At 69.8% G+C, this 21,639-nt stretch carries 12 protein-coding genes; 3 read left to right on the top strand and 9 right to left on the bottom strand.

Annotated elements, in window-relative coordinates; all coding sequences use genetic code 11:
- Positions 1 to 32 precede the first annotated feature (32 nt).
- The 8 genes from M8859_RS09575 to dtd all read right to left on the bottom strand — a co-directional run bounded on the left by M8859_RS09575 (position 33) and on the right by dtd (position 17,135).
- Positions 33 to 1,673 (bottom strand): hypothetical protein, encoded by a 1,641-nt coding sequence (locus M8859_RS09575; protein ID WP_236565379.1) that lies wholly within the window; start codon positions 1,671 to 1,673, stop codon positions 33 to 35.
- Between the two features lie 119 nt (positions 1,674 to 1,792).
- Positions 1,793 to 2,236, bottom strand: coding sequence for a TY-Chap domain-containing protein (locus M8859_RS09570; RefSeq protein ID WP_159922866.1), 444 nt, complete (start codon positions 2,234 to 2,236; stop codon positions 1,793 to 1,795).
- On the bottom strand, positions 2,233 to 2,724 hold the full coding sequence (locus tag M8859_RS09565; RefSeq protein ID WP_159922864.1) for a DUF6301 family protein: 492 nt from the start codon (positions 2,722 to 2,724) through the stop codon (positions 2,233 to 2,235). The genes M8859_RS09570 and M8859_RS09565 overlap by 4 nt, the downstream gene beginning before the upstream one ends.
- Positions 2,725 to 2,764: 40 nt before the next feature.
- Positions 2,765 to 3,049, bottom strand: coding sequence for a hypothetical protein (locus M8859_RS09560; RefSeq protein ID WP_159923184.1), 285 nt, complete (start codon positions 3,047 to 3,049; stop codon positions 2,765 to 2,767).
- A 48-nt stretch (positions 3,050 to 3,097) separates the two neighbouring features.
- Complete coding sequence (locus M8859_RS09555) at positions 3,098 to 15,637, bottom strand: WXG100-like domain-containing protein (RefSeq protein ID WP_249644180.1); 12,540 nt, start codon at positions 15,635 to 15,637, stop codon at positions 3,098 to 3,100.
- Between the two features lie 37 nt (positions 15,638 to 15,674).
- Positions 15,675 to 16,175 (bottom strand): YbaB/EbfC family nucleoid-associated protein, encoded by a 501-nt coding sequence (locus tag M8859_RS09550; protein ID WP_249644119.1) that lies wholly within the window; start codon positions 16,173 to 16,175, stop codon positions 15,675 to 15,677.
- A gap of 13 nt (positions 16,176 to 16,188) precedes the next feature.
- The gene (locus M8859_RS09545; RefSeq protein ID WP_249644118.1) at positions 16,189 to 16,512 is read right to left on the bottom strand and encodes a hypothetical protein; all 324 of its coding nucleotides are present in this window, start codon (positions 16,510 to 16,512) and stop codon (positions 16,189 to 16,191) included.
- A 179-nt stretch (positions 16,513 to 16,691) separates the two neighbouring features.
- Positions 16,692 to 17,135, bottom strand: coding sequence for a D-aminoacyl-tRNA deacylase (gene dtd / locus M8859_RS09540; RefSeq protein WP_249644117.1), 444 nt, complete (start codon positions 17,133 to 17,135; stop codon positions 16,692 to 16,694).
- Positions 17,136 to 17,301: 166 nt separating this feature from the next.
- Between dtd and M8859_RS09535 the strand changes: the two genes are divergently transcribed.
- From M8859_RS09535 to M8859_RS09525, 3 genes are all read left to right on the top strand, one after another.
- Entirely contained in the window at positions 17,302 to 18,825 is a 1,524-nt protein-coding gene (locus M8859_RS09535) for a hypothetical protein (RefSeq protein ID WP_223518775.1), read from the top strand.
- Between the two features lie 360 nt (positions 18,826 to 19,185).
- Positions 19,186 to 19,644: a DNA-directed RNA polymerase subunit beta gene (locus tag M8859_RS09530; protein ID WP_159922834.1), complete on the top strand. Its 459-nt coding sequence runs from the start codon at positions 19,186 to 19,188 to the stop codon at positions 19,642 to 19,644.
- Positions 19,641 to 20,072 (top strand): DUF4254 domain-containing protein, encoded by a 432-nt coding sequence (locus M8859_RS09525; RefSeq protein ID WP_159922832.1) that lies wholly within the window; start codon positions 19,641 to 19,643, stop codon positions 20,070 to 20,072. Before M8859_RS09530 ends, M8859_RS09525 begins: the two co-directional genes overlap by 4 nt.
- A gap of 749 nt (positions 20,073 to 20,821) precedes the next feature.
- Here the strand turns inward: M8859_RS09525 and map are convergent.
- Positions 20,822 to 21,619: a type I methionyl aminopeptidase gene (gene map / locus M8859_RS09520; RefSeq protein WP_249644116.1), complete on the bottom strand. Its 798-nt coding sequence runs from the start codon at positions 21,617 to 21,619 to the stop codon at positions 20,822 to 20,824.
- Positions 21,620 to 21,639 lie beyond the last annotated feature (20 nt).

Genomic DNA, 21,639 nt, shown 5'->3' with positions numbered 1-21,639 from the left:
ACCGTGAGGTTATGGGTTCGACCGATTGCGGCTCAACGCTTTTCGCTGTTCGACCACGACGCTCCCACCGGACCGTGCCGGTCCCGGAACCGGCGCTCGAACTCGGCGATGTATACCGATGGCGCCACCGAGGACGAAGACCGTTCCAGCACACCGTCGTCCGCGACGTAGTAGATCGCCCGGCCGATCGCGATCTCGCCCGGTTGGACCGGGACGTACACCATCCAGCCGACGCTGATCCGATCGGCGCGCAAGTCCTCCAGCGCATAGTTCGCGGTGTCGGCGCCGCTGCGCCGGATGAATCGCTCGACCCGGGCCATCGCATCCTCCCGCGCCATCGGCCCCGGTGCTGTCATGGTCACCCCGGCCATGGTGAGCTGGAAGAAAGCGGCGTCGACGTCGAACTCGCCGTCGTCACCGAACACCTCCGCGAGGATGTCCCGTGTGACGACACCCGCCTCGGCCGCGGACACGAGGCCGGCGACGGCGACGCGCTGCTCGGCGGTCGAGTCGTCGCCGAGCAGGCCGCTCACGATGTCCACAACCGTGTCCGAGGTCCACACGCCCGGCACCGCTTCCACGAACCGGTCCGGCCCCGGTGACTCGCCGCGGTGCCAGCGGCCCTTCTCCCACCAGTAGCAGAACGACAGCAAGCCGCCGGCGGCGCGGTGGTTCACCACCTGACTCGCCACCCACTCCGGCGCGCCCGCGTACAGGTCGGGCAACCGGACGCCGCCGTTGTACGCCGCCGCCAGTTCCGGCGCGTTCCACACTCCGCCCGAGAGGACGGCCCGCCCACCGGGCAGCGCGTACAGCGAACAGCCGCTGCGCTTGCTGCCCTCGAACCAGCTCAGAGACGGCAGCAGACGTGGGCCCCACTGCGACCCGGCCGCCACGAACGCCGCGGCGAGCACCGCCCACCGGGCGGCCATCAACGGGAACGCGGGCAGGTCGTCCTCGCACGGTACGGCGCGCACACCCGCCTCCCGGTCCGCCCGCGCCTGCGCCGCGGCGACCTGCGGAGGCCGCAACTGACGGTCGTCGTGACCGAGGTAGGCGCCGAGCCACACGGGCAGCGAATTCCGGGGAAACGCCACCAGATCCGCGAGGTAGACCTCGGGCGGGAACAGCTGATCATCCGGGAACGGCTCGTCGCCGTAGTCGTAGTCGACTTCCATCCGGCCCGTACCGGTCAGCGTGAACAGCAAACGCCACCAAGGTCCGTCGCCCATCCCGGCCGACAACTGCCGGTGCTCCCGGACCAGCGCCATGATCTCCGGCTCGGGGGTCACCCGTACGACGCGTTCCTGATCGGCGGAGTAGACGGCCAACGCCACCTCGGCGGCCACCGTCAGCGCGAACACCGCATCCACCCGCTGCCAGCCCGGCGGACCACCCGCCCCCAGCTCGCGAGCGAGTTGATGCATGAGCGCCTTGGCTCGCTCGGCGGCATCCGCCACGGGCGGGGCTTCGGAGAGAGTGAAGCCCACATCGGGCTCTTCCCCCGACTCGGCGTCTTCCGCCGACGGGTCGGCCGGACCGGTGGCTACCACTTCGGCCGACCGCTTCTCGCCTGCGGGCGGTGTCGCGGAAGTATCGGCGGGATCGTCGTGGTCCGGAGCCGACGCGGCGCGGGGCTCGTCACCGGATGCCTCGCCGCCTGATCTGGTCACGTCGCGGAAATCCCCTCATCTACCGCATCGGAGCAGGCGCGCACGCCACGATGCCTGAGCTGTGTTCGTCCTGGTTCGTCGTTCATCCTGGCACAGCGCCGGTTCGCGCGCGGCGCGCGTCAGGGCTCCTGCCGCAGGCCCAGCAGCGGCAGGTCCAGCTTGCGATTTTCCAAGCGTTCATTCCATGCGGTGTAGGCCAGGACGCTGGGCGCTCGGATGCCGAACCCGTCGCGCAACCCGGTGACGACCATGTCGGCCAGCCGCTGGTAATCGGCCGAGGAACTCGGCCAGGGCAGCTCGGCCCACCAGTTGCTGTGGTCGGCATCGCGTGCCCGCCAACCCGAATCGGCGATCAGCGCGCGTCCCGTGGCACCGGCGCGCAAGGCGGGGTCGAGCCATTCGTCATCGACCAACTCGGCCGAGAGCGCGTCGTCGAGCTGTAGGAATTGGGCGTATCGCCGCCGCGCCCCTGTCTCTGTTTCAACCAGCTTGACGATGGAACCCGCGCGCAGGGAGGCGAGTTCCGCGGCCAGGCCTGCGGCAAGGTCTCCCCACCCGCTCAACTCTGTTCCTGCCCCTCCAACTCGACGGCCTGATCGTGCAGCTTCAGCCAATAGTTGGCCACCAGGGACAGCTGAACCGATCGTCCCAGATCCTCCAGCACCAAAGTCGCTTCCGGCCCCGCCCAACGGACCTCGGCGGTGGGGCCGGGGATCCGAGCGGTCGGTTCACCGAGAGCGCCGGTCAAGGCCGCGACCATCGCCACGAATGCGTCCCTCGAACGGGCCTGCCCCTCCGCGTCGTTCGGGGCGAAATCGGTGACGCGCAACTTGATGTCGGCGATCGAGCCCGAACGCCCATGGATCTTGCCGCTGGCCATCCCGAATCCGGCGTCCAGCATCGCCCGGTCCGGATGGACGGTCAGCACTTTCCAGCCGAAAGACTCCGCCAGGCGCGGTATCGCGTCCATCGGCTGGGAGGCGTCCAGCGCCCGCAGGCCGACGGCCAGGTCGACGATTTCACTGTCTGTCAACGCGCGCCATTCGGTCATGGGCCCACCTTAGGTCGTGACATCGGTGACCACCGGCCGATCACCGCGCCTGCCGACGCCGGTTGAGCTCCTCGATCTTGCGGGCCAGCGCCTCCTTGCGCTCGCGGGCATTCGAGCCGTCGAGCTGGCCGGCGAAGGCCGCGCGCGCAATGTCGACCAGCGCGTCCGGCACGTCGGGATACGCGCGGGCGATCGCCCACAGCGCGTCCTCGGTCTTCATGTCGAGACCGGTCTCCGTGCGGATGCCACCGCCGGTCAGCACGGAGCGGAGCATTTCGTCGAAATTCTCCCGCAGTTCGTCATCGGTCGGATGGTCGATACGCATCATTCCTCCTCACGTCGATGGTTACCTTTCCGCATCGTCGGCTTCCGGTCATCCGGCGAAGATCTCGGTGCGTCGCAAGGGGTCGGCCACCACGGCTCGGACCAGCGCGCCGATGTCCATCTCTTCCGGCACCGAGCGATAGGTCAGCTCGCAGAAGACGACACCACCGACGACCACCGCGAAGCGGGTGGTCCGCCACCCGACGGTGCCCCATTCGACCTCGACGGGCCCGTCGAGGTCGACAGTGCGATGACCGACACGCAGCGCGAGCTTGCCGCCGTGCCGATAGAACACCACCGAGACCCCGCCGAGTTCACCGTAGACGCCGCTGTGCCCGCTCGCCTCGGACGGGTTGGCACGCAACGCGCCGGTCGTCGGGTCGAACTCGGCGGGCACACCGAAGCCCGCGAACGGGCGGACGAAGAGAGCCCGTGCCGAATCCTGGCTGTGCCCGTTTCCGTGCGGCCCGCGGCCGTTGGTCCGTCGGCTACCGCCCGCCGGTGGCGGCGGCATGCCGGGCGGGATCGGGGGCACCGGCATACCCGGTGGCATCGGCGGGACCGTGCCGTCGGGATGACACGGGCCGTTCGAGTGACCGGGCCAACCCGGGAGCGACGGCGGATACGGCGGTGCGGATGGTCCTGGATAGGGCGGAACGGATGGCTCCGGAGCCGGCATCGACGGGTACGAGGGCGGTGCCGACGGGTACGAGGGCGGTGACTCTGGCGGCACCGACGGGTACGGCGGTAGAGGTCCTGGCGGCACCGGCGGGTACGGCGAGGTCGGCTGGCCAGGTGTAGGCGGGCCGGGAGGTGCCGGTGGGACCGGAGGCGTCGGCGGCTCCGGTGGCGTCGGCGGAACCGGCGGAACAGGCGGGACGGGAGGTGTCGGCGGGACCGGCGGCGTCGGCGGAACCGGCGGCTGGGGTGGGACCGGAGGCGTCGGCGGAACCGGCGGCTGCGGCGGGACCGGCGGCGTCGGCGGAACCGGCGGCTGCGGCGGAACCGGCGGCTGCGGCGGAACCGGCGGCTGAGAAGGCACCTGTGATGTCGGCGGCTGGGGCGGCCTCGGAGGTTGCGGCGGCTGCGGCATCGGGACAGGCCACGGCTCCACCTCGTTGTGGAAGGGGCCCGGCATCTCGAACTCGTAGTCCTTCGGCGGGTGCGGAATGTGTGAGCGCAGCGCCCAATTCGGCGGCATCCAGTGGGGGCGCGCCGTAGCCGGACCCGATGAATCCTCGGGCGGCTCCGAATCACCGTCTCGGCTCGACCGAGCCCTACCCTCCGGCGAGTGCTGGTCACCGTCACGGCTCGCGCGAACCCCACCCTCGGGCGGGTCCTGGTCGCCCTCGCTCTCCGGACGCGGCATCTCTACATCCGGTTCCCCGCCATCTCGGCGCGCCCGAGAACCCGGCTGTCCTTCCTGTGCCGAACGTTGCACAGACCTTGTCCGATCAGCCTCGCGCACCGCGTCTTCAGCCCGCGCGAGCTCGTCCTCGGCATCGAAAACCTGACGCGCGACACGCTCCAACTCCGCAATCCGCCGCTGCCACGGCCCCTGCTCATCCACCCGCATCGTGCGCCCACGCAAACCGGCCAGCGCGTCATCCAACGCATCCCGCGCCAAATCCTCGTCGTCGACCGGCAAACCCCGCCGAGCCGCAACCAAGTCAGCTTGCGCTTCGGTCAACGCTCGCGCCGCCGCGTCCCGTTGGGCGATCGAGCGTCCCAGCTCGGCATCGGCTTCGGCATACGCCGACTCCCCGACCTCACCATCCGCTCCACGCGAAACCGCTGTGCCGCTCTGATCGTTCGAAAGTAGCCCCGTTGCGTGATCAGCCCGACGCACCGCGTCTTCAGCCCGGGCGAGTTCGTCCTCGGCACCGAACACCCGCCGTGCCGCACGCTCCAGCTCCGCAACCCGCTGCTGCCACGGCCCTTGTTCATCGACCCGCATCGTGCGCCCACGCAAACCGGCCAGCGCGTCATCCAACGCATCCCGCGCCAAATCCTCGTCGTCGACCGGCAAACCCCGCCGAGCCGCAACCAAGTCAGTTTGGGCATCGGTCAACGCTCGCGCCGCGGCATCCCGCTGGGCGGACAGGCGCTCCTGTTCGGCATCGGCGCGGGGCGACTCCTCGGCATCGAAGACCCGCCGCGCGGCACGCTCCAGCTCCGCAACCCGCTCCTGCCATTGCTGCTGCTCGTCGACCCGCATCGTGCGCCCGCGTAAATCGTCGAGCGCGTCATCAAACGCATCCCGCGTCAAATCCGCATCGTTCACCACCAGACCACGCCGAGCCTCCGCGAGATTCGCCTGCGCATCAGCCAACTCCCGCGCTGCCGAACCCCGTTGCCTGGACAGGCGATCGACGTCTCTTCCTGCACGCGCCGATTCCTCGGTACCGCGAACCGCTGTCGGCGACGCCGGGTCGCCGACGCGCGTACCCGCGCCGGGGTGCCCGGCCGTAAGTGGCCGCGACGGCGCGGGTGGTGCGTCGAGATCGACCGGGTCGGGAGTGGATGATCCGGCAAGTTCGCGTTCGAGTCCGGCGAGCCGGTCCATGGCGCGGCGGTGGATCTCGTCCAGCTCGGCTATCAGGCGCTCGTGCAAATCGTCCAGCGCCTGCGCCTCGGAAGAGGGGTGGGCCGCATCGTCCGTTCCGGCGGCGAGCTGGTCGAGCCGGGAGACGGCGGCGTCGAAGCGCTGATCGAGATCCGCCGCGACCCCGTCGAGCTGGGCGAGCGTGTCGCGGAGCAGCTCGTCGAACTGTCGGTCGGTGCGGCGGGCCGCTTCATCGAACTGCGTGCGGATGCGCTCCAGCGCCGCCTCGGCCCGGTCATCCGGCTCCGCGCCGAGGCGAGCCGCGGGTGATCCGAGCGGCGGCGCTGAGCCTTCGGACGCGGCCTGGTCCGGGCGCAGCCGCGCGGACAGCTCGTCGAACCGTTCGGTGACCTCGGCTTCGATGTCGGCGAGACGGTCCAGAGCGCGCTGCTGCATCCGGTCCAGGTCGGAACTCGCCCGGCGCAGCAGATCATCGAGCTGCTGGTCGATGCGACGGTGTAGCGCGTCGAGCTCGGCGAGCACCCGGTGGGCATCGTCTCGCGCGGAAGACGACGGCGGTAACCCGGGCTCGTCCGGACGCGCGATGCCAGGCGGCAGCTCCGGCAGACGCTCGCGGCCCCCGGACTCCTCCGGCACGGCCTGCTCGCCGTCGCCGGAGTCGTCGGGCTCGTCCTGACGCCGCGCGGCTGGCGGGTCCTCCGGTGGTTTCCGCGCGCCGCCGTCTGCACTCGGCTGCGGCGCCGAGGACTCGGCCTCCTCCCGCGGACGCGACGGCTCCTCCCGCGGGCGGCCGCCGCCACCTCCGGGACCTTCCACGGGGCCACCGGTCGGCCCCTGCGGACGCGGCGCGCCCAGCGCACCCGGCGCGGGCGGCAGGTAACCCGGGTTCGGCGGAAGAGGAGCCGGAGCGTACGGGATGCCCGCGCGCCATCCGGTCAGCGGCGGGCGGTCGGCGTCCCAGTGGAACCCGAGCGCGATCGCGTGGGCATTGGCTTGCTGCCAGGTCGCCCCGGGATTGTCGGCGAGGAAACGCGCCTCGGCCAGCATGTCGTTGAGCAGCACGAAGTCCTGGGGCAGCGGAGCCCCGTCGATCAGGCGGTTCCACGCCTCGGCGACATCGGCGAGGCGATCCATCCTCGTGCGCACATACCGGCCGTGCGGGTCGGCGTGGTCGCGAACCCGGTGCTCGTCGGCCATCAGGTGGTTCTTGATCCGCGCCAGTTCCTCGCGCGTGAACGTCGGCACGTCGTCGCGCATGTGCTCGGCGAGCGCGGCCGCGAGCTGTTCGGGATCGCTACCGCCGGCGAGCAGTTCGCGGATGTCCTCGATCGTGTCGCGGACGGCCTCGGGATCCTCGGCGGCGAACCGGTCCGCGACTTCGCCCGCCACTCGGTCGATCTCGTCTTGGATGCGCGACAGCTGGGCGTTCACGTCGCCGAGCGGGTCGATGCCCGGCTGCCGCAGGACCAGCTGCCGCGCGACGATGTCGACCACCTCGCGTGCCCGCGTTTCCTGCTCGGCGCGCCGATGTCTGTCGATGCCGTCTGCGATCCCGTCGAGGTCGCTGTCGTCGGCGAGGAACCGCTGGTATTCCGCGTCCGCCCAGTCTTGTACCCGCTGCCAGGCCGCGATGTCGCGGTCCCACTCGCGCTGCAAGCCCGCCGGGATGTCGACCCGGTCACCCGGCGGCACATGGTCGGCCGCGATCCACGGCCGGTGCATCGGCTGAATGTTGCGCCGCGGCGGGGCGAACCACGCGTAGTCGCGGAACACCGTGCCGAACGGCGGCAGGTGCTGTAGCCACGGCCGCGCCCGCACCCACTCGCCGATCTCCGGATGACGCTGGATCCACGCCTTCACCGCCGGATGCTTCGGCACCTGGGCCGCCATCAACAGCAGGCGCACCACGTTGTACGAATCCGCGCCCCAGTGCTGGCTGAACAGGTCGTTCGGGTCGACGCCCGAGGTGTCATACTGCGACGGCGCCTGCGGCATGTGCACCGGCAGAGTGCTTTCCGGGACTTTGCCCGCCGGGACGTCGTCGGTCGGCAGCGTGATGTCGTTGACGACATCTTCCATCGCCCACCCGCTGACACCGTCCGGCGGATCCTTCGGCGTGAACTTCTTGGGCAGCTCGGACCGGTCGCGCCCGAACTCCCAGTCCGGACGGGTCGGATCGACGTGGTGCCACACGCCGTCGGCGTCGCGCCAGGAGGTGATGTCCAGGCGGCGGCCACCGACCCAACCGGTGCTCAACCGTTCGATCTCGGGCGGGTCCATCTCCTCCGCCCGCACGTTGTCCTCGCGGTCGGCGAGCACCCGCCGGTATTCGACCGTGGTCTCCGGCCGCACGATCGCCTGCGCCACATCAGAGCTGCGGCGCAGGGCGGCGGCCAGGGCGGCGTCGTGGTCGGCGCGCGGCGCGTCCGGGTCGGGCCGGGGACCGAGCACGATGACGCGAGGTCGCTCACCGTCGACGATGCCGACTCGATCCGTCACCATCCGGCCGCCGCTGCGCTCGACGAGGTCGCGGTACGCGCCCGCCACCCTGGCCATGTCGTCCTGGATGCGGCCGATCGCGTTGTGCGCGGTGTTCACCTCCCGCGCGACGGCGTCGAGTGCGGCGATGTCCCGGCGGCGGGCGGCGGCATCCTCGCCGGACAGCGTTCCGTCGGCGACCCCGTCCCGCACCGCCGCGCGCAGGTCGGCCACGGTCCGGTCCAGCCGGTCCGGCTCACCGGCCGTTTGGTCGACCCGTCCCTGCTCGTCCAGCAGGCCGAGACGGGCGGCGAGGTCGTCGCGCTCGTGCCTGCGCGGCTTGATCTCGCGCAGCGCGTCGGCCCTGGCCTGCGCCAGTTCTTCCAGCGCGTCGATCACGTCCTGCGGGCGAGACCGTTCCGTTCCGACGCCGGCCTGGCGCAGATCGGCGATCTGCTGGTCTACCTGCTCGATCTGCTCGTCGAGCTGGTTGACCCGCTCGGCGGCGGCCGCGAGCTTCCCGATCACCTGCCTGCGGTGCTCGGCCTCCAGCGGCGGCGCCGCGACCCGGTCGGTGTGCGGCGCGTCGTCGAGGCCGCCCAGGTCGTCGATGGTCCGGACGTTGGCCGCCTCGTACAGCTGGAGGATCGTGGTTTCCAGTTGATCACCGCGCAGCGCCGAGTCCTCCAAGCGGACGTTTTCGCCCCAGCGGTCGCAGCGCGCGGCCCTGTCGTCGCGCTTGGCGCGCCAGAATTCGCGTTCGCGAGTCAGTGTCTGGCGCTGCTGGACGAGCTGGTCGTATCGGGCCAGCGGCGTGGTGGACAGCTCCAGGTTCGCCAGTTCCGTCTCCAGGCGGGCGGCTTCGGCGTCGGCCTCGGCGAAGTCCCGCGCGGCCTGTTCCAGCTCGTCGATCCGGGCGAGCCGCTCCGGCATCTCGGTGACCGGCATGGTCCGGCCGCGCAGGTCCTCCAGCGTCCGGTCCAGTCCGTCGGGTGCGGGTCGTAGGGCCGCCCAGTCGTCGGCGTCATCGATCGGGAACCGGGACGCGAGGTCGTCGCGACGCTGCCGCAGTTCGGCTCGCCGCGCTTGTGCCTGCTCGAGTTCGGCCGCGAGCCGGTCGTATTCCGCACGGATCTCGGGCGACATCCGGTCGCGCGGGTCCTCGGCCGCATCGACGTCGCCGGTGCGCGACTCGTCCGCCGCGCGCGGCGTTGCGCCCGCTTCCGGTGCGACGGCGGGTGCGTCGGCCGAGGACACGGAACCGGGACGCGCCGGCGAACCGGAGTCCGGTGTGCCCACCCCCGAATCGTCTTGTGACGCGGTCCCGATAGGCGTGTAGAGCCTGCGCAGCCACTGTGCCCGGTCCTCCGCCATCCGGGCGTTCCACTCCGCCTGTTGCGCGCGGAGTTCGGCCCACGGATCGTCACGGTCGGCGTCGGCGGCGCGCCGCAACCGATCCGCCTCGACGGCGGCGGACCATGTGTCGTTCTCGGCCTCCACCAGCCGCAGCCAGGCCGCGCGATCGGCGGCCATGCGGGCATTCCATTCCGCCTGTTCGGCGCGCAATCGCGACCACGGGTCGTCTGGGCGGGCGTCGGCCAGCTCGCGCAGCCAGGCGGCATGGTCGGCCGCCATGTCCGCCTCCCAGTCGGCCTGTTCGATCCGCATCCGGAAGTACCAGTCCGACCGCGGGCCCGGCTCGTCACCGGGCTCGTCTGCCGAAGGCGGTGTGGCGGGGGGCTTCCCGGCGCCGCCGTCACCGGAGACGGGTTGCGCGGTGTCAGCGTCGCCCGGCTCGTCCGTGCCCTCGGGCCGATGCCCAGCCGTAGCGTGCTCCGGAGCGATCGGGGTGGTGTCGTTCGCCGCCGACTCCTCGTCGCGGTCGTCGCCGCCGTCATTCGGTTCGTCCGGGGTACGGGCGGGCGGATCGGCGGGTGGCTTGTTCGCCCCGCCATCGGCCGTCCCGGTTTCCGGAGGCTCGGGGCTGTCGTCCGGGCCGTCGCGGTCCAGCGACGCCACTTTTCGATCACCCGGCTCCGGCACACCGTCCGAACCGTCCGGTGGTTTCTTCGCCCCACCGCGCGCTGGGGATTCATCCGCCGGCGGACCCAGGTGGTCGGGTTCCAGCGATAGGGGCGTCTCGGCGGTGTCCGGCGGGTTGGCGGCCAGCTGGGTCAGCAGGTCGTTGAGCGCGCGCGCCGGGGCGCTGAGCGGGTCGGCATCGTCGTCGTCACGACGCAGCACCTCGTGGGCGAACGCCTCTGGCAGCGCCTCTTCCGGCCGCAGGTCGCCGTCGCGGTCGAAGCTGTGACCGCTGAGCTGGTCGAGCCAGTCCTCGAAACCGAGACCGGGGATGCGGGTGCCGTCGTCCAGATAGCGCTCGTACAGGAATTCCTCGGCTCGATGCCGCGCACTCTGCTGACTCGCGTAGTCCAGGGCGTGACCGTACTCGTGCGCTACGACGGCCCGCACCGGACGGCGCAACACTTCCGAGGAGAACCGGCCGTTGTCGACACCGGCCTGCATCCGATCCCGGAAGGTCTGCGCGCTGGTCGCGTGGTCGTAACTGAGAACGATCGAGTCGGTGAACATGCGCCCCGAGGCATCCAGCCGCGGTTGCGCCATGCCGATCACCTTGGGCGGCAGCCCGCCGATGCCGACACTGCGCAGGTCCACGGTGGGGTACCGGTCGAACAGATCGACCATCGCCCTGGCGTACTCCCGCACCACCTCGGGATCGAGACCGGGCAGGTCGAACCCGAAGACCTCGAATCCGGGATCGTCCATCGCGTCGCGCAGGTGCTCCCGCAGCCGCTCGCCGACCTCCTCCGGACTCAGGGGCGACCATTCGTCCTCGCCCGGCACGCCGAGCAGCTGCCGAGCGGACGCGGCATCACCGTTGTCGCTTTGCGGCGGAAGCGCCGAGTCGTCGGCAGCGCGTGCCGGTGCGTCGGCGGGTGTCGCCTGATCCGGTGTTCGCACCAGCGCGGGCGATTCGATCCCGCCGATGACGTCGATGCGCACCAGCACACCGTCACGTTCGAGATTGAACTGGCTGGCGGTGACGTGCCCGTTCTTGGAGACGTGCACGAGGTGGTATTCCACCTCGAGCGTCCCGTCCCGGTGCGCCTGGAGCAGTTGCTCACGTGCCCGCAGCAGGGCGCGGCCCGCCGCACTGTCCGGATCGACACCGCGCGCGGCCATCTCCTCGGGCGTCTCGGTCAGGATCCGCCGCAGATTCTTATCGATCGCGGCCGTGCGGCGCAGATACTCCGGCGAACCCTGCTGCGCTTCGGCCGTTTTGGAGCCACCGAGCTGCGAACCGACGCCCTTGGCCTCGATCACCACCAGCCTCGGCGGCCCGCCGTCCGCACCAGGGACCAGCACCGCGATGTCGACGGTGTCCGCACCATCGATCGCGCCCTCGAAGGGGGCCAGCAGCACCGCACCCGGCCGCTGATCCGCATCGAGCGCGAATGCCCTGCCGCCCAGTTCGCCGAGTGTCTTCGACGCCTTCACCAGCGGCGGACCCAGCCGGTTGAACTCCGCGGCGTTGCGCTCCATCGCGCCGAGACGATCCAGTTTCGCTTGCTTCTCGTCGTCGGAGAGTTCCGACTCCAGGATCTCGATCTCGAGACTCTCCACCCGCTTGGCGAGTTGGTTCTCGGCGAGGTCGCTGATCTCTTCGATCCCGAACTCCGCCATATGACGCTTGACCGCGGCATTGGCCGCGTCGCGTTGCGCCTGCAACGTCTTGCGCTCGGTGACCGCCTTCGCGATCTGCTCGGCGATCACCTCGTCGACCACCGGGTACGCACGCTCGGGGCCGGGATCGGCCAGGAACCGGTACGGCCGCTTCGTCAGATGATCGGAGATGTACTCATTGTTCTGCGCGTTGCGCAACCGGAAGCTGTCGTCGCGGTAGGTGCCCGGACCGTCGTCCTCGTGGTGCCACGTGCCGTCCGGATCACGGTAGGAGTCGGGACGATCGCCGAACTTGTGCAGCAGCCCGTCGGCGTCGCGGAACATGCCGGCCGGAACATCGTCGTCCGCTCCGCGCTCCAATCGCTCCTCGACGTCGTCGGATTCACCGAGGAAATCCGGCGTCTCGTCGGGTGTGGGGTCGTGCGAGGTCTGTGCCGCGTCATCGTGCTGCGCACCGTCGCGGGCCGGTGGCGCCACCCTCCGATCCTCCGGCGCCGGCGCTGCGTCGTCCGCGTCGCGCGGCGGGGTCGTCGGATCGGATGGCCGCCGAGCCTCGTCCTCGGCGTCCGGATCGCGATCGCCCCGCGGAATCCGTGCCGGGTCCGATGGGTTCGAACCGACGCGAGAAGGTTCCGAAGCCGGCGCAGGGTCCGCAGGCGAACGCGGCGGTATCCGGGCATCGTCCGGGGGTCTGCCGCCCGCAACCCGCCACCACGTGTCGGCGTTCTTGCGGAACTCGCGGGCATGCCATTCCGCCTGCGCGGCCCTGACCCGCAGCGACCGCCTCGACACTCCTTCCGGTAGATCCGCGTCGTCGATGCGGCCCAGCAGGTCGCGCAGGCGCCGCGCGCGCTCGGCCTCTCCTCGGGCGCGCATGTCGGCCATCTCGGCCCGCATCCGTGCCTGTAACCGCTTCGGCGATTCGTCGCCGCTCCGACCGGCGATCTCGCCGTCGGGGTTGTAGATCGGGCGGTCGTCGGTCGGACGCACTCGCGGGTCGGATCCGCTGGGCCGCAACGCGTTTCCCGCACCGTCGAACAGGATCGCCGACACCGTGCGGACGTCCATCGGCAGGTCGGGCGGGAACCCTCTGCGGCTTCCCGCCGCCGGATCGGACACCTCGATGTGGAATTCGCCGGTGTCCGGATCCATGCGCACGGTCAGGGTATAGGCATGGGCGCCGACCCCGTGCTCGTCCACCGGGCCGACGTATTCGTCCACCACCAGGGCGCGCGGCCCACGGCCTTCGGCGATATCGCGCGGATCCATCCCAGCGGCCATTCGCAGCAGTTCGTCGGCGATGCCTTGGTGGCGAGGCTGGTCGGGTCCGCCGTCCGGGTAGTCCCACAGGCGGCCACCCGCAGCCTGCTGGATGTCACGCAGCGACATGCCGCGCTCGCCGACCGGCTCGTCCGGTGGCCGGATGGTGTTGCTTCCGGTGGCCTGCTGGATCTCCTCGAGTGAGAGCCGGGCGCACTCCCCGCGGTTCCTCGAATCTTGTCGCGGAGCATCGGATTCCGGATCGTTCCGGGAGGTGTCGTCCGAGTTCCTGCGAGCCGGACCATCGGTGTCGGGACCCGGGCGGCGCGCGGTTCTGGACTCGCCGGTTTCACCGGCGAGCGGCAGCACGAGTGGTTCGGCGCTGTCGCGTCGGCCGTCGTCGGATTCCGGAGTGGCGCGGGATCGCGAAGTCTCGTCCTCGGGTCGGTCCGCACCCGCCTGGCGCGTCCCACCGTCGCTGCGCGTATCCCCTTCTCGACGCGTCTGCCCGTCCTGGCGGGACTCACCCTCGGCGCGCGGCGCCTCGGAGTCGGCCTTGCCCGCCCGCACGGCGGGCTCGTCGCCGCCCGAACGTGAGCCGCGATCCGCGACCCCGGCCCGGACCCTGTCGGAGGGCGCCTTGCGACCCGCGTCGCTGTCCGGCGCGGCGGCCTGGCCGCGCGGATCCGCGGCCGGCGCGGGCCGCGCGTCGCTCGATCCGGGCGAAGCGGGCGACGCCGCCGTTCCCGGCGCCACATTGCTGGACGGTGGCACGCTCGCAGTGGTCGGCCCGGTGGGCGGTGTGGCCGCCGGGCCGGTCAGCGGGGTGCCCGCGACCGGCGTCGCGCTCGGCGTCGGCGCGTCCGACAGCGACCGTGTCTCCGGGCTCTGCACGCCATCGACGGTGCCGCGCTGCGTACCCGCCGGATCCCCCGACACGGCGCTGTTCTGTTGTCCCGCAGCAATATTGGATTCCTCAGAACGATCGGCGCCTGCCCCGCGGTCTTGCTTTCCTTCGTCGGCGAGTCCCGCCCCGGTGTCGGACGTGGACCGCTCCCCGGACGAGGACTGCTCCGCCGATGTGGACCGCTCCCCCGAGGAGGACTGCTCACTCGACGAGGACTGCTCGCCTGACGATGTTCGCTCCCCCGACGACGCACGCTCGCCGGAGGAACCCTGATCACCGGATGTCGATGTCGCCGTGGTGGACCCACCGTCGCGCCCGGCCTGATTGCCGTCCTGCCGCGCCCCATTGGAGTCGGCGCTCGACACCTGGTCTCCACCAGTGGCAGCGGTATCGTCGGCTGCGCCGGAGCGTGACGTATCCGAGTTCGCGGGGCTCGTCGCTGTGTTGCTGCTGTTCCCGGCGGCGGGCATCCCGGCGCGCGGCGCACCCGCACCGTTCGATCCCCCCGGATTGTTCGACCCACCCGCGAGGTCGGGTGTCCCAGCACCGGGAGCCAGGCCGCTGCCGTCACCCGCTCCGGGCGTTCCCGCGCCATCGGGCCGGAAACCCACGCGTGGCCCCACGTCGGCGAAGAGACTGTCCAGCCGGGTTCCCAGGTCGGGACGACTCATCGTGGTCGGCATCAGCTTGTTCCACATCTGAGCGGAACCGACCTTGGTCACGCTGGTCATGGCGCCGTTGGAGGCGCCGGCGGTGAACATCCGCCAGTCGACCGGCGTGTTCCCCAGGTTCTGCAGCGCCTTGTCCAACCCGTCCGTGGCCACGTCGAACCCGAACTGAGTCGCGGTCGCGGCCACGAAACCCGCTCCGGCCCCCGCCAATCCCGCCGTCGTCCCGGTGATCGCGCCGTGCAGATACGGATTGAATTCCGGGCCGAACTTCCGGGTCAGCGCGTTGCCGACCCGTTCGGCCAGCGGTCCGGCCGCCGCACCGCCCGCCGCGGAGCTGACGGCGGTCACGATGACCTGTTCGACGTTGATGTTCTTGCGGTGCCCCTGCTCCACCTGGTAGGCCTGCACCCCCAGTTCCTGCATGGTGCCGAGGATCGTGTCGATCGCGACATGCCGGAGCAGGAAATTCACGAACCGGTTCGCGACGATCCGCCCGACCCGCTGGATCACCGCCTGCACCAACCGCTGACCGATGATGCGGACCGCGATCCTGGTGAGCGCGATCGCCGCCGCGTCCACCGCGGGCTTGAACGGACCGGAGAAGAACGAGGCCGCCAGCTCGGCCGCGAGCAACGCCAGCGAGGACCAGTACATCAACTTGCCGTACTCGATCTCGGTGCCGACGTCGTAGGCCGAGTCGCCGATCTCCTTGAAGTAGTCGGCCAGCTTCGCCAGCGTCTGGTCGTCTTGCGGGTTGCTTCCGCTGAATTGCAGGAAGCTGTCGAAGGCCTTGACCATTTCCTCGTAACCGTCACCTGACGGATACGCGGTCGTCGAGGCGCTCTTGGCCGCCTCGATGTCGGGGATCACCGAGCGCAACTCGCTCGCGGCGGTACGCCAGTCACCGCCCAAGGCCCACATCTGGTCCTCGTTGCCCTCGGGCCACTCCATGCCGACGATCGGCTCGAGGTACTTCAGTGCCGCGGGCAGCTCGATAGCCATGGCCGGTTACCTCGATCGCCCGGTGCGGCTACCGAGTTCACCAGCTCGAATCGGTGACCGATCCACCACGATCGCGTTCTACGGTCTCGGTGTCGGTGAAACGCATGCCGCTGCCGTCTGAGAAATCCCTGCGTTCACGGGCGTTCGGCGGCGCCGTCGGGGCGGGGACCGGTTCCGGTGCCCGCAGGTCGGGCATGCCCTCGACCAGATCGGACAACTTCGGCATTCGTGCGCGGTGAGTATCGAGGGGCGCCATGAGGTCTCGGGTCTTGCGGGCCACATCGGCGCTGGCTTGCTGCGCGGCCTCGGTGATCGCCTTGGCGATCTCGGCATAGCTCAGGTCCTCGATGTTCGCGCCGAACTGGGTATCGATGACCGTGTTGTCGGCGTTCACGACCACCGTCACCCGCTTGCCGCGCACCGTCGCGCGGCCGGTGAGTTCGGCGCGCTCCTGCTGCAACCGGGCGATGATCCGCATCTGTTCCTGGACACCGTCGAGGATCTCGGCCAAGTCCGACTTGACTTGCTCGTTCGTCATCGGGGGCCCCGCATCACCGCACGCCGTCGCGGTTGCCCTGCTCCATGTCCCGCAGCAGGTCGGCCGTCTTCCTCTGTCCTTCGCTGAAGTTGCCGAATGTCCCCGCCACGTTGCGTCCGCCCTTGATCAGGTTGTCGCGGGCGGTGGTGTAACCGCCTTGGCCGTCAGGACCGTTGGCGAAGGTGCGGCCGATGGTGTCGTTGCCCCAGCAGTTTCCGCGCGAGGCGATCGACGTGCTCAACCTGTCGATGATGCCGGTCACCCGGTCCTGGACATGCCCCGTCTTCTGGGCCGCCTTGCGGAACAGATGCTCATCGAATTCGACATTGTCCGCCATCGCGTCCGCTCCTCCACCCTCGATTCCTTCCCACCCACGGTAACACCGGATGACTAATCACCGGTGACGTCAACGTGAACGGGATCTTCCTCGGCGTTTGCGGACAGACTGCGTTCCCGGTCGACCGCGGCGCAGGTCATCGGATCCAGCCGCTGCCAACGATTTCCGGTAGCGACCGCTCACATCTCCAGCATGAGGGTGACCGGGCCATCGTTCACCAAGTCGATGTGCATGTGCGCACCGAACCGTCCGGTGGCGACCGTCGCTCCGAATTCGCGCAACGTGTGTGCGAAGAGGTCGACGAGGGGCTCGGCGATCGCCCGTGGGGCGGCCGCCGACCAGGACGGGCGCCTCCCCTTGCTGGTGTCGGCGTACAGCGTGAACTGGCTGACCACCAGAATCGGCGCGCGCAGATCCGCCGCCGATCGCTCGCCGTCGAGGATGCGCAGCCGCCACACTTTGTCGGCCAATGCCTTCGCGGTCTCCTCGGTGTCGGAGTGCGTCACGCCGACCAGGGCGGCCAAGCCGTGCGGGACCCCGTCGGCCGCCGGGTCGATACGGCCGACGACCTGGCCGTCGACGGTTACCTGCGCCGAGCTCACGCGCTGTAATAGGGCTCGCACAGCCCTCGATCATGCCTTCTCGTCCGGCACGGGCCGACCCGTGGGTGGCCGCCCGCCGCACGGCCCTGTCTGCCTGGCCGGATACAGGTGCGCGCGGGCGGCAACCATGACAAACTCGGTGCGCAGACGGTTGCGTTGCGCGGTTGCCGCGCGTTGGCGGAGGATCATGCTGGAAACGAGGAGCGCGATGGATCTGGACGCGATGGAGCGTCAGATCGCTGCGGATCGGTATGCGGCGCTCGACCGTACGGTCGAGTCCGAATTGCGCTTGGCCACCTCCCTCGGCGAACTCGCCAAGGGATTGATCGCCACCAAGACCAACGGCTCCACGCGCGACCGCACGAGGGAGGCGCTGGCGCCCGCCGAAGAAGCGGTGGCGATCCGCCTGCGCCTGCTGTCCCGGGGCCAAGTGCTGACCGCCCGTCTCGCCGGCGAGTTGAACGACGCGCTGCGCTCGTTCGAGCAGGCGGCACGGCACAGCGGCCGCAGAGAGCTGGCGACCACGACGATCCGGCGCGCCTGTGACGTCTACCGTCAAGTGGCGCGAGCGCATCCCGAGGTCGCGGGCCCGTGCGCCGACGGATTGTCCAAATGCGGGGTTTGGCTGGGCAGGCTGGATCAGGACGCAGCGGTCGCCGCGACCGAGGAGGCGGCCCGCATCCGCGCCTCCCTGGCCGCGGCGAACCCGGAGCTGTCCGGCAAATACCTGGCCAGCCTGAGCACGCTGCTGCGGACGCTCATGGTCGGCCGTTCGCGCAAGCAGGCCATCGCCATGTACCGGGAGCGGTACGCCGCGTTGACCTCGACCACCATGTCGATCCGGTTGCGCGCGTGCGGCATCCAGGACCTGGACCTCACCCCGAAGTCGCACCGAGCGTTGCTCGAACTGGGCTGCCGCACGCTGGAACAGGCGGGTCGCCTGACCCAGCAGCAGGTCATGTTCAAGTCCTCCGGCGACCTGTCGACCGTCGAGGAGATCAACTGGAAGCTGGCCCTGGTCGGCCTGCGGCCGCTCGCGCCGGGCGCCGAGCAGGATCAGCCCGCGATGCCCGTGCAGATCGGCTCCACCTTCGGCGCGCTGAGCGTGTATCTACCGGAACGCGACGCCATCGCCCAGGTGCGCGCCGCGATCATCGCCGCCTATGCCGTCGATGACGCCTACCCGCTCGATCGCGAGAGCTACTTCGGCACCCACGAGTCGAACTGGAAGACCCGCGAACCCGAACTGAACACCTCGACCACCCTGGGCGACGACATCGTGCTGATCGACCAGCCCTACGGCGGCTGGGTGACGGTCCTGAGCCTGAACTGGGAGCTGACGCCGGTTGCGAAGAATCCCCTGGCGCTGCGACTCTCCCAGGACTGGCCGGTCGCGGCCATCACGGTCACGGAGAACGTCGCCTACGAACTGTGCTGGTACGAGCACGGCGCGGCCACCCAGTACGCCGCGCTCGGACGTCCGGCCGGGCAGGCTCCCCTCGACAAACCGCTCGCACCACTGAACTTCGAGATGCTGGCCCTCTACAACCCCGACCGGGCGACCGAATCCAAACTGCGCGCGGCCTTCGGCAACACGAAGGTGTTCGCCAACCTCACCTATCTGCCGGACAGCGGGCTGCGCCAGATCAGTGTGCACACGCCACTGTCCGAGCACGGCGACCGAGTGCTGTTCTTCCGCACCACGCCCTGAGCCGCGGTAGGGATGCCCCTGGCGCGGGATCGATTTGCGGCAAGGTAGCGCCCATGGTCGCGGTGGCGGTGAACAAAATGCCCGAGGTTTCCGCTCTCGCATCCGCATAGGTCATTTGACCAGGAAATATGTACGCCGAAGTGAACGCGTGGCCGCGCACCGGACCACGCTGGTTACCGCACCCACCGGTAACCAGCGGGCGAACGAATTTCTCGAGAACTAATTGAACGGAATGTTTGATTTGTTCCATGGAGTGCTCTACTGAGACAACGCCCGCACGGTGCTCCGGATCACAGCATCGCTGCCGCAGCGCCGACCGGGCGGCTTGTAAACAATCACACGAAGCTACCCGAGGGCCTCATGGACCAACTGGCGTTGGCGGACACCCCGACCGCCCGATGCGCCTACTATCGACACACCTGCGACCTGCCCGCCGGAGTTCATCCGGATATCGGCCGTATCGTCCTGCGCGCCGGCTTCGTCGGCGCGATCACGATGCCCGCCGCGCTGGGGCAGCAAGTTCGCGACGACCTCACCCATCGCCGAATCGATATGGGTCCGATCATCTCTCACGTGCGTTCCAAACGGTGGACCTTCTTGACCCGCCCGGATCTACCCGACGACGTGCGGCTGTTCGCGGAGCTGTTCCGCTTGAACGTATCGATCGTGCCCAGCGGCGGCGAGATCGCCTTGCCCTCACCCGCCGATGCCGATGCGGGCTATCGACACTGGATCATCGCTCCGCGCAGCCGTTTCCGTCCTTCCGGCTCGTCCATCATCGACACCGTCCGGGCCTGCACGAGAACGGTTCGGCGATGACGACCAGTGCCGCCCTGCCCGCGAAACATCAAGTATTGCAAGCCTGCCGAGGCGAATTGCACGAAAGCAACCCACTGCTGCGCAGTGCGCACGAACTGACCACGCTGCACGAGCGCAGACTCAGCGCGGGTTGCGAATCGCTCGACGAGATAGATGCGTTGCGAGCGAGCCTGATTCGCGACATCGACCGCTGGATCACTGTGCAACTGCCGCCCGCGCACGGCGCCGCGCACGTGCACACCGAGACCGTCGGCGCCGTGATCGACCGCCTCGCCCAGTTCACCGCGAACGCCTACGCGGCTCTGGCCAGCGCCTCGGAGTGGGATCTGTGGGATGCCTGGCAGCGCTTGGCGGAACTGGCCGTCGGTTACGACGACCTTGCCGCCGAGGTCTGCGCGGGCGTGCGGAGACTTCCCGGCGCGTCGTAATTTCCGCCCCGGCTCCCCATCCGCATGGTGGATGGCTGGGGAGTCCGGACGGTCCCCAGCCACCCAGCGGACAAGTAGCTCTCCCCCAGCCATCCGCTGTTCCGGGAGCAGGAGTTCGAACGCTGCTGTTCCCGCATCTGCATCGGCGCACCGCCGAGCCTTCGACGGCCACACCCCGATCGCACACACCGGTGATATCGCCCGAGTAACGGGTCGTTCAAGCCGTATCAAGGGTTGTCCGCGCTATCGCCCGGAGACAGCCGAAGGCGGATTTTATCTGTCGATCGTCACTTCGACGCCGCGCGCCGCGGACCGAGCGGACTACCTACGCACACGAAACACCCAGGTCACGGGTGTCGCCGTCACCGTCGCAGAGTCAGCCGGCCGACGCGATCACATCGAACTGCGGCGCGTGCCAAGCGAATTCGAGTAGCGGCCTACTCACGTCGCCGCCACTTGCCCGGCCATACGCTGACGGCATCGTTCAGAACAGTATCGAACCAAGGAGGAGTAACCCTTCCACCCCGCACGGGCACCGCCCCGAGCGCACTGCTTCGGCTCGACGCGCAGGACGCGGGTGCAAGGAACGACGTCACCGATCCGGCGAATGCCGGGTATCGACCGGTGGCCGTGTCGGCGCATAGTGCCGGCACGCGGCCACTTGGCGGGATCGACCAGGAATCCTGGCGTCGGTGCGGCTCGTTTCCTCGCCGCGCAGTGTCGCCGAGTCGGGCCGCCCGACGGCCGTGCTACTCCGGACGCAGCGTGAGGATCCGGGGTCCGTCCTCGGTAACGGCGACCGTGTGCTCCCAATGTGCCGCACGGCTGCCGTCCACGGTGACCACGGTCCAGTCGTCGCCGAGCACCTTGGTCTGGGTGGTGCCGAGGGTGAGCATCGGCTCGATCGCGAGCACCGACCCCACCACGAGTTTCGGACCCTTCCCCGGTTCTCCCTCGTTGGCGAGGAAGGGATCGAGGTGCATCTCTCGTCCGATGGCATGACCACCGTAGCCGTCGACGATGCCGTAGGCGCGCCCGTGTTCCTTCTCGGCGGCCCGGGTGCCCTGCTCGATGGCGTGCGAGACGTCGGTCAGCCGGTTGCCGGGCACCATCGCCGCGATGCCCGCTTCCATCGAAGACTTGGTCGCCTCGCTGAGCAGCCGGTCGGCCTCGATGATCGTGCCGACGCCGAAGGTCCAGGCCGAATCACCGTGCCAGCCGTCGAGGATCGCCCCGCAGTCGATGGACACCAGATCGCCCTCGACCAGGATCTCCTCGGAGGTCGGAATCCCGTGCACCACGCGATCGTTCACCGACGCGCAGATGGACGCGGGGAAGCCGTGGTAGCCCTTGAAGGACGGCACCGCGCCCGCCTCCCGGATCACCTGCTCGGCGACCTCGTCCAGCTCCAGGGTGGACACCCCGGGTTTGGCTGCCGCACGCACGGCCACCAGAGCGTGGCCGACGATCGCGCCGGCCGCCGCCATGGCATCCAGCTCACCTGCCGTGCGGAACGGCACGACCTTCTTCTTGCGATTGAAGACCATCCGGCCTCAGTGCTCCATCA

The sequence above is a fragment of the Nocardia sputi genome (assembly GCF_023501985.1).
The sequence above is the reverse complement of the archived record's forward strand: the minus strand, read 5'-3'. Positions and strand labels throughout refer to the sequence as shown.

Excerpts from the sequence above, each read along its gene's own strand:
- M8859_RS09565 (WP_159922864.1), bottom strand. The coding sequence starts at position 2,724 with ATGACCGAATGGCGCGCGTTGACAGACAGTGAAATCGTCGACCTGGCC.
- M8859_RS09560 (WP_159923184.1), bottom strand. The coding sequence starts at position 3,049 with ATGCGTATCGACCATCCGACCGATGACGAACTGCGGGAGAATTTCGAC.
- M8859_RS09555 (WP_249644180.1), bottom strand. The coding sequence starts at position 15,637 with ATGGCTATCGAGCTGCCCGCGGCACTGAAGTACCTCGAGCCGATCGTC.
- M8859_RS09550 (WP_249644119.1), bottom strand. The coding sequence starts at position 16,175 with ATGACGAACGAGCAAGTCAAGTCGGACTTGGCCGAGATCCTCGACGGT.
- M8859_RS09545 (WP_249644118.1), bottom strand. The coding sequence starts at position 16,512 with ATGGCGGACAATGTCGAATTCGATGAGCATCTGTTCCGCAAGGCGGCC.
- M8859_RS09535 (WP_223518775.1), top strand. The coding sequence starts at position 17,302 with ATGCTGGAAACGAGGAGCGCGATGGATCTGGACGCGATGGAGCGTCAG.
- M8859_RS09530 (WP_159922834.1), top strand. The coding sequence starts at position 19,186 with ATGGACCAACTGGCGTTGGCGGACACCCCGACCGCCCGATGCGCCTAC.
- M8859_RS09525 (WP_159922832.1), top strand. The coding sequence starts at position 19,641 with ATGACGACCAGTGCCGCCCTGCCCGCGAAACATCAAGTATTGCAAGCC.
- map (WP_249644116.1), bottom strand. The coding sequence starts at position 21,619 with ATGGTCTTCAATCGCAAGAAGAAGGTCGTGCCGTTCCGCACGGCAGGT.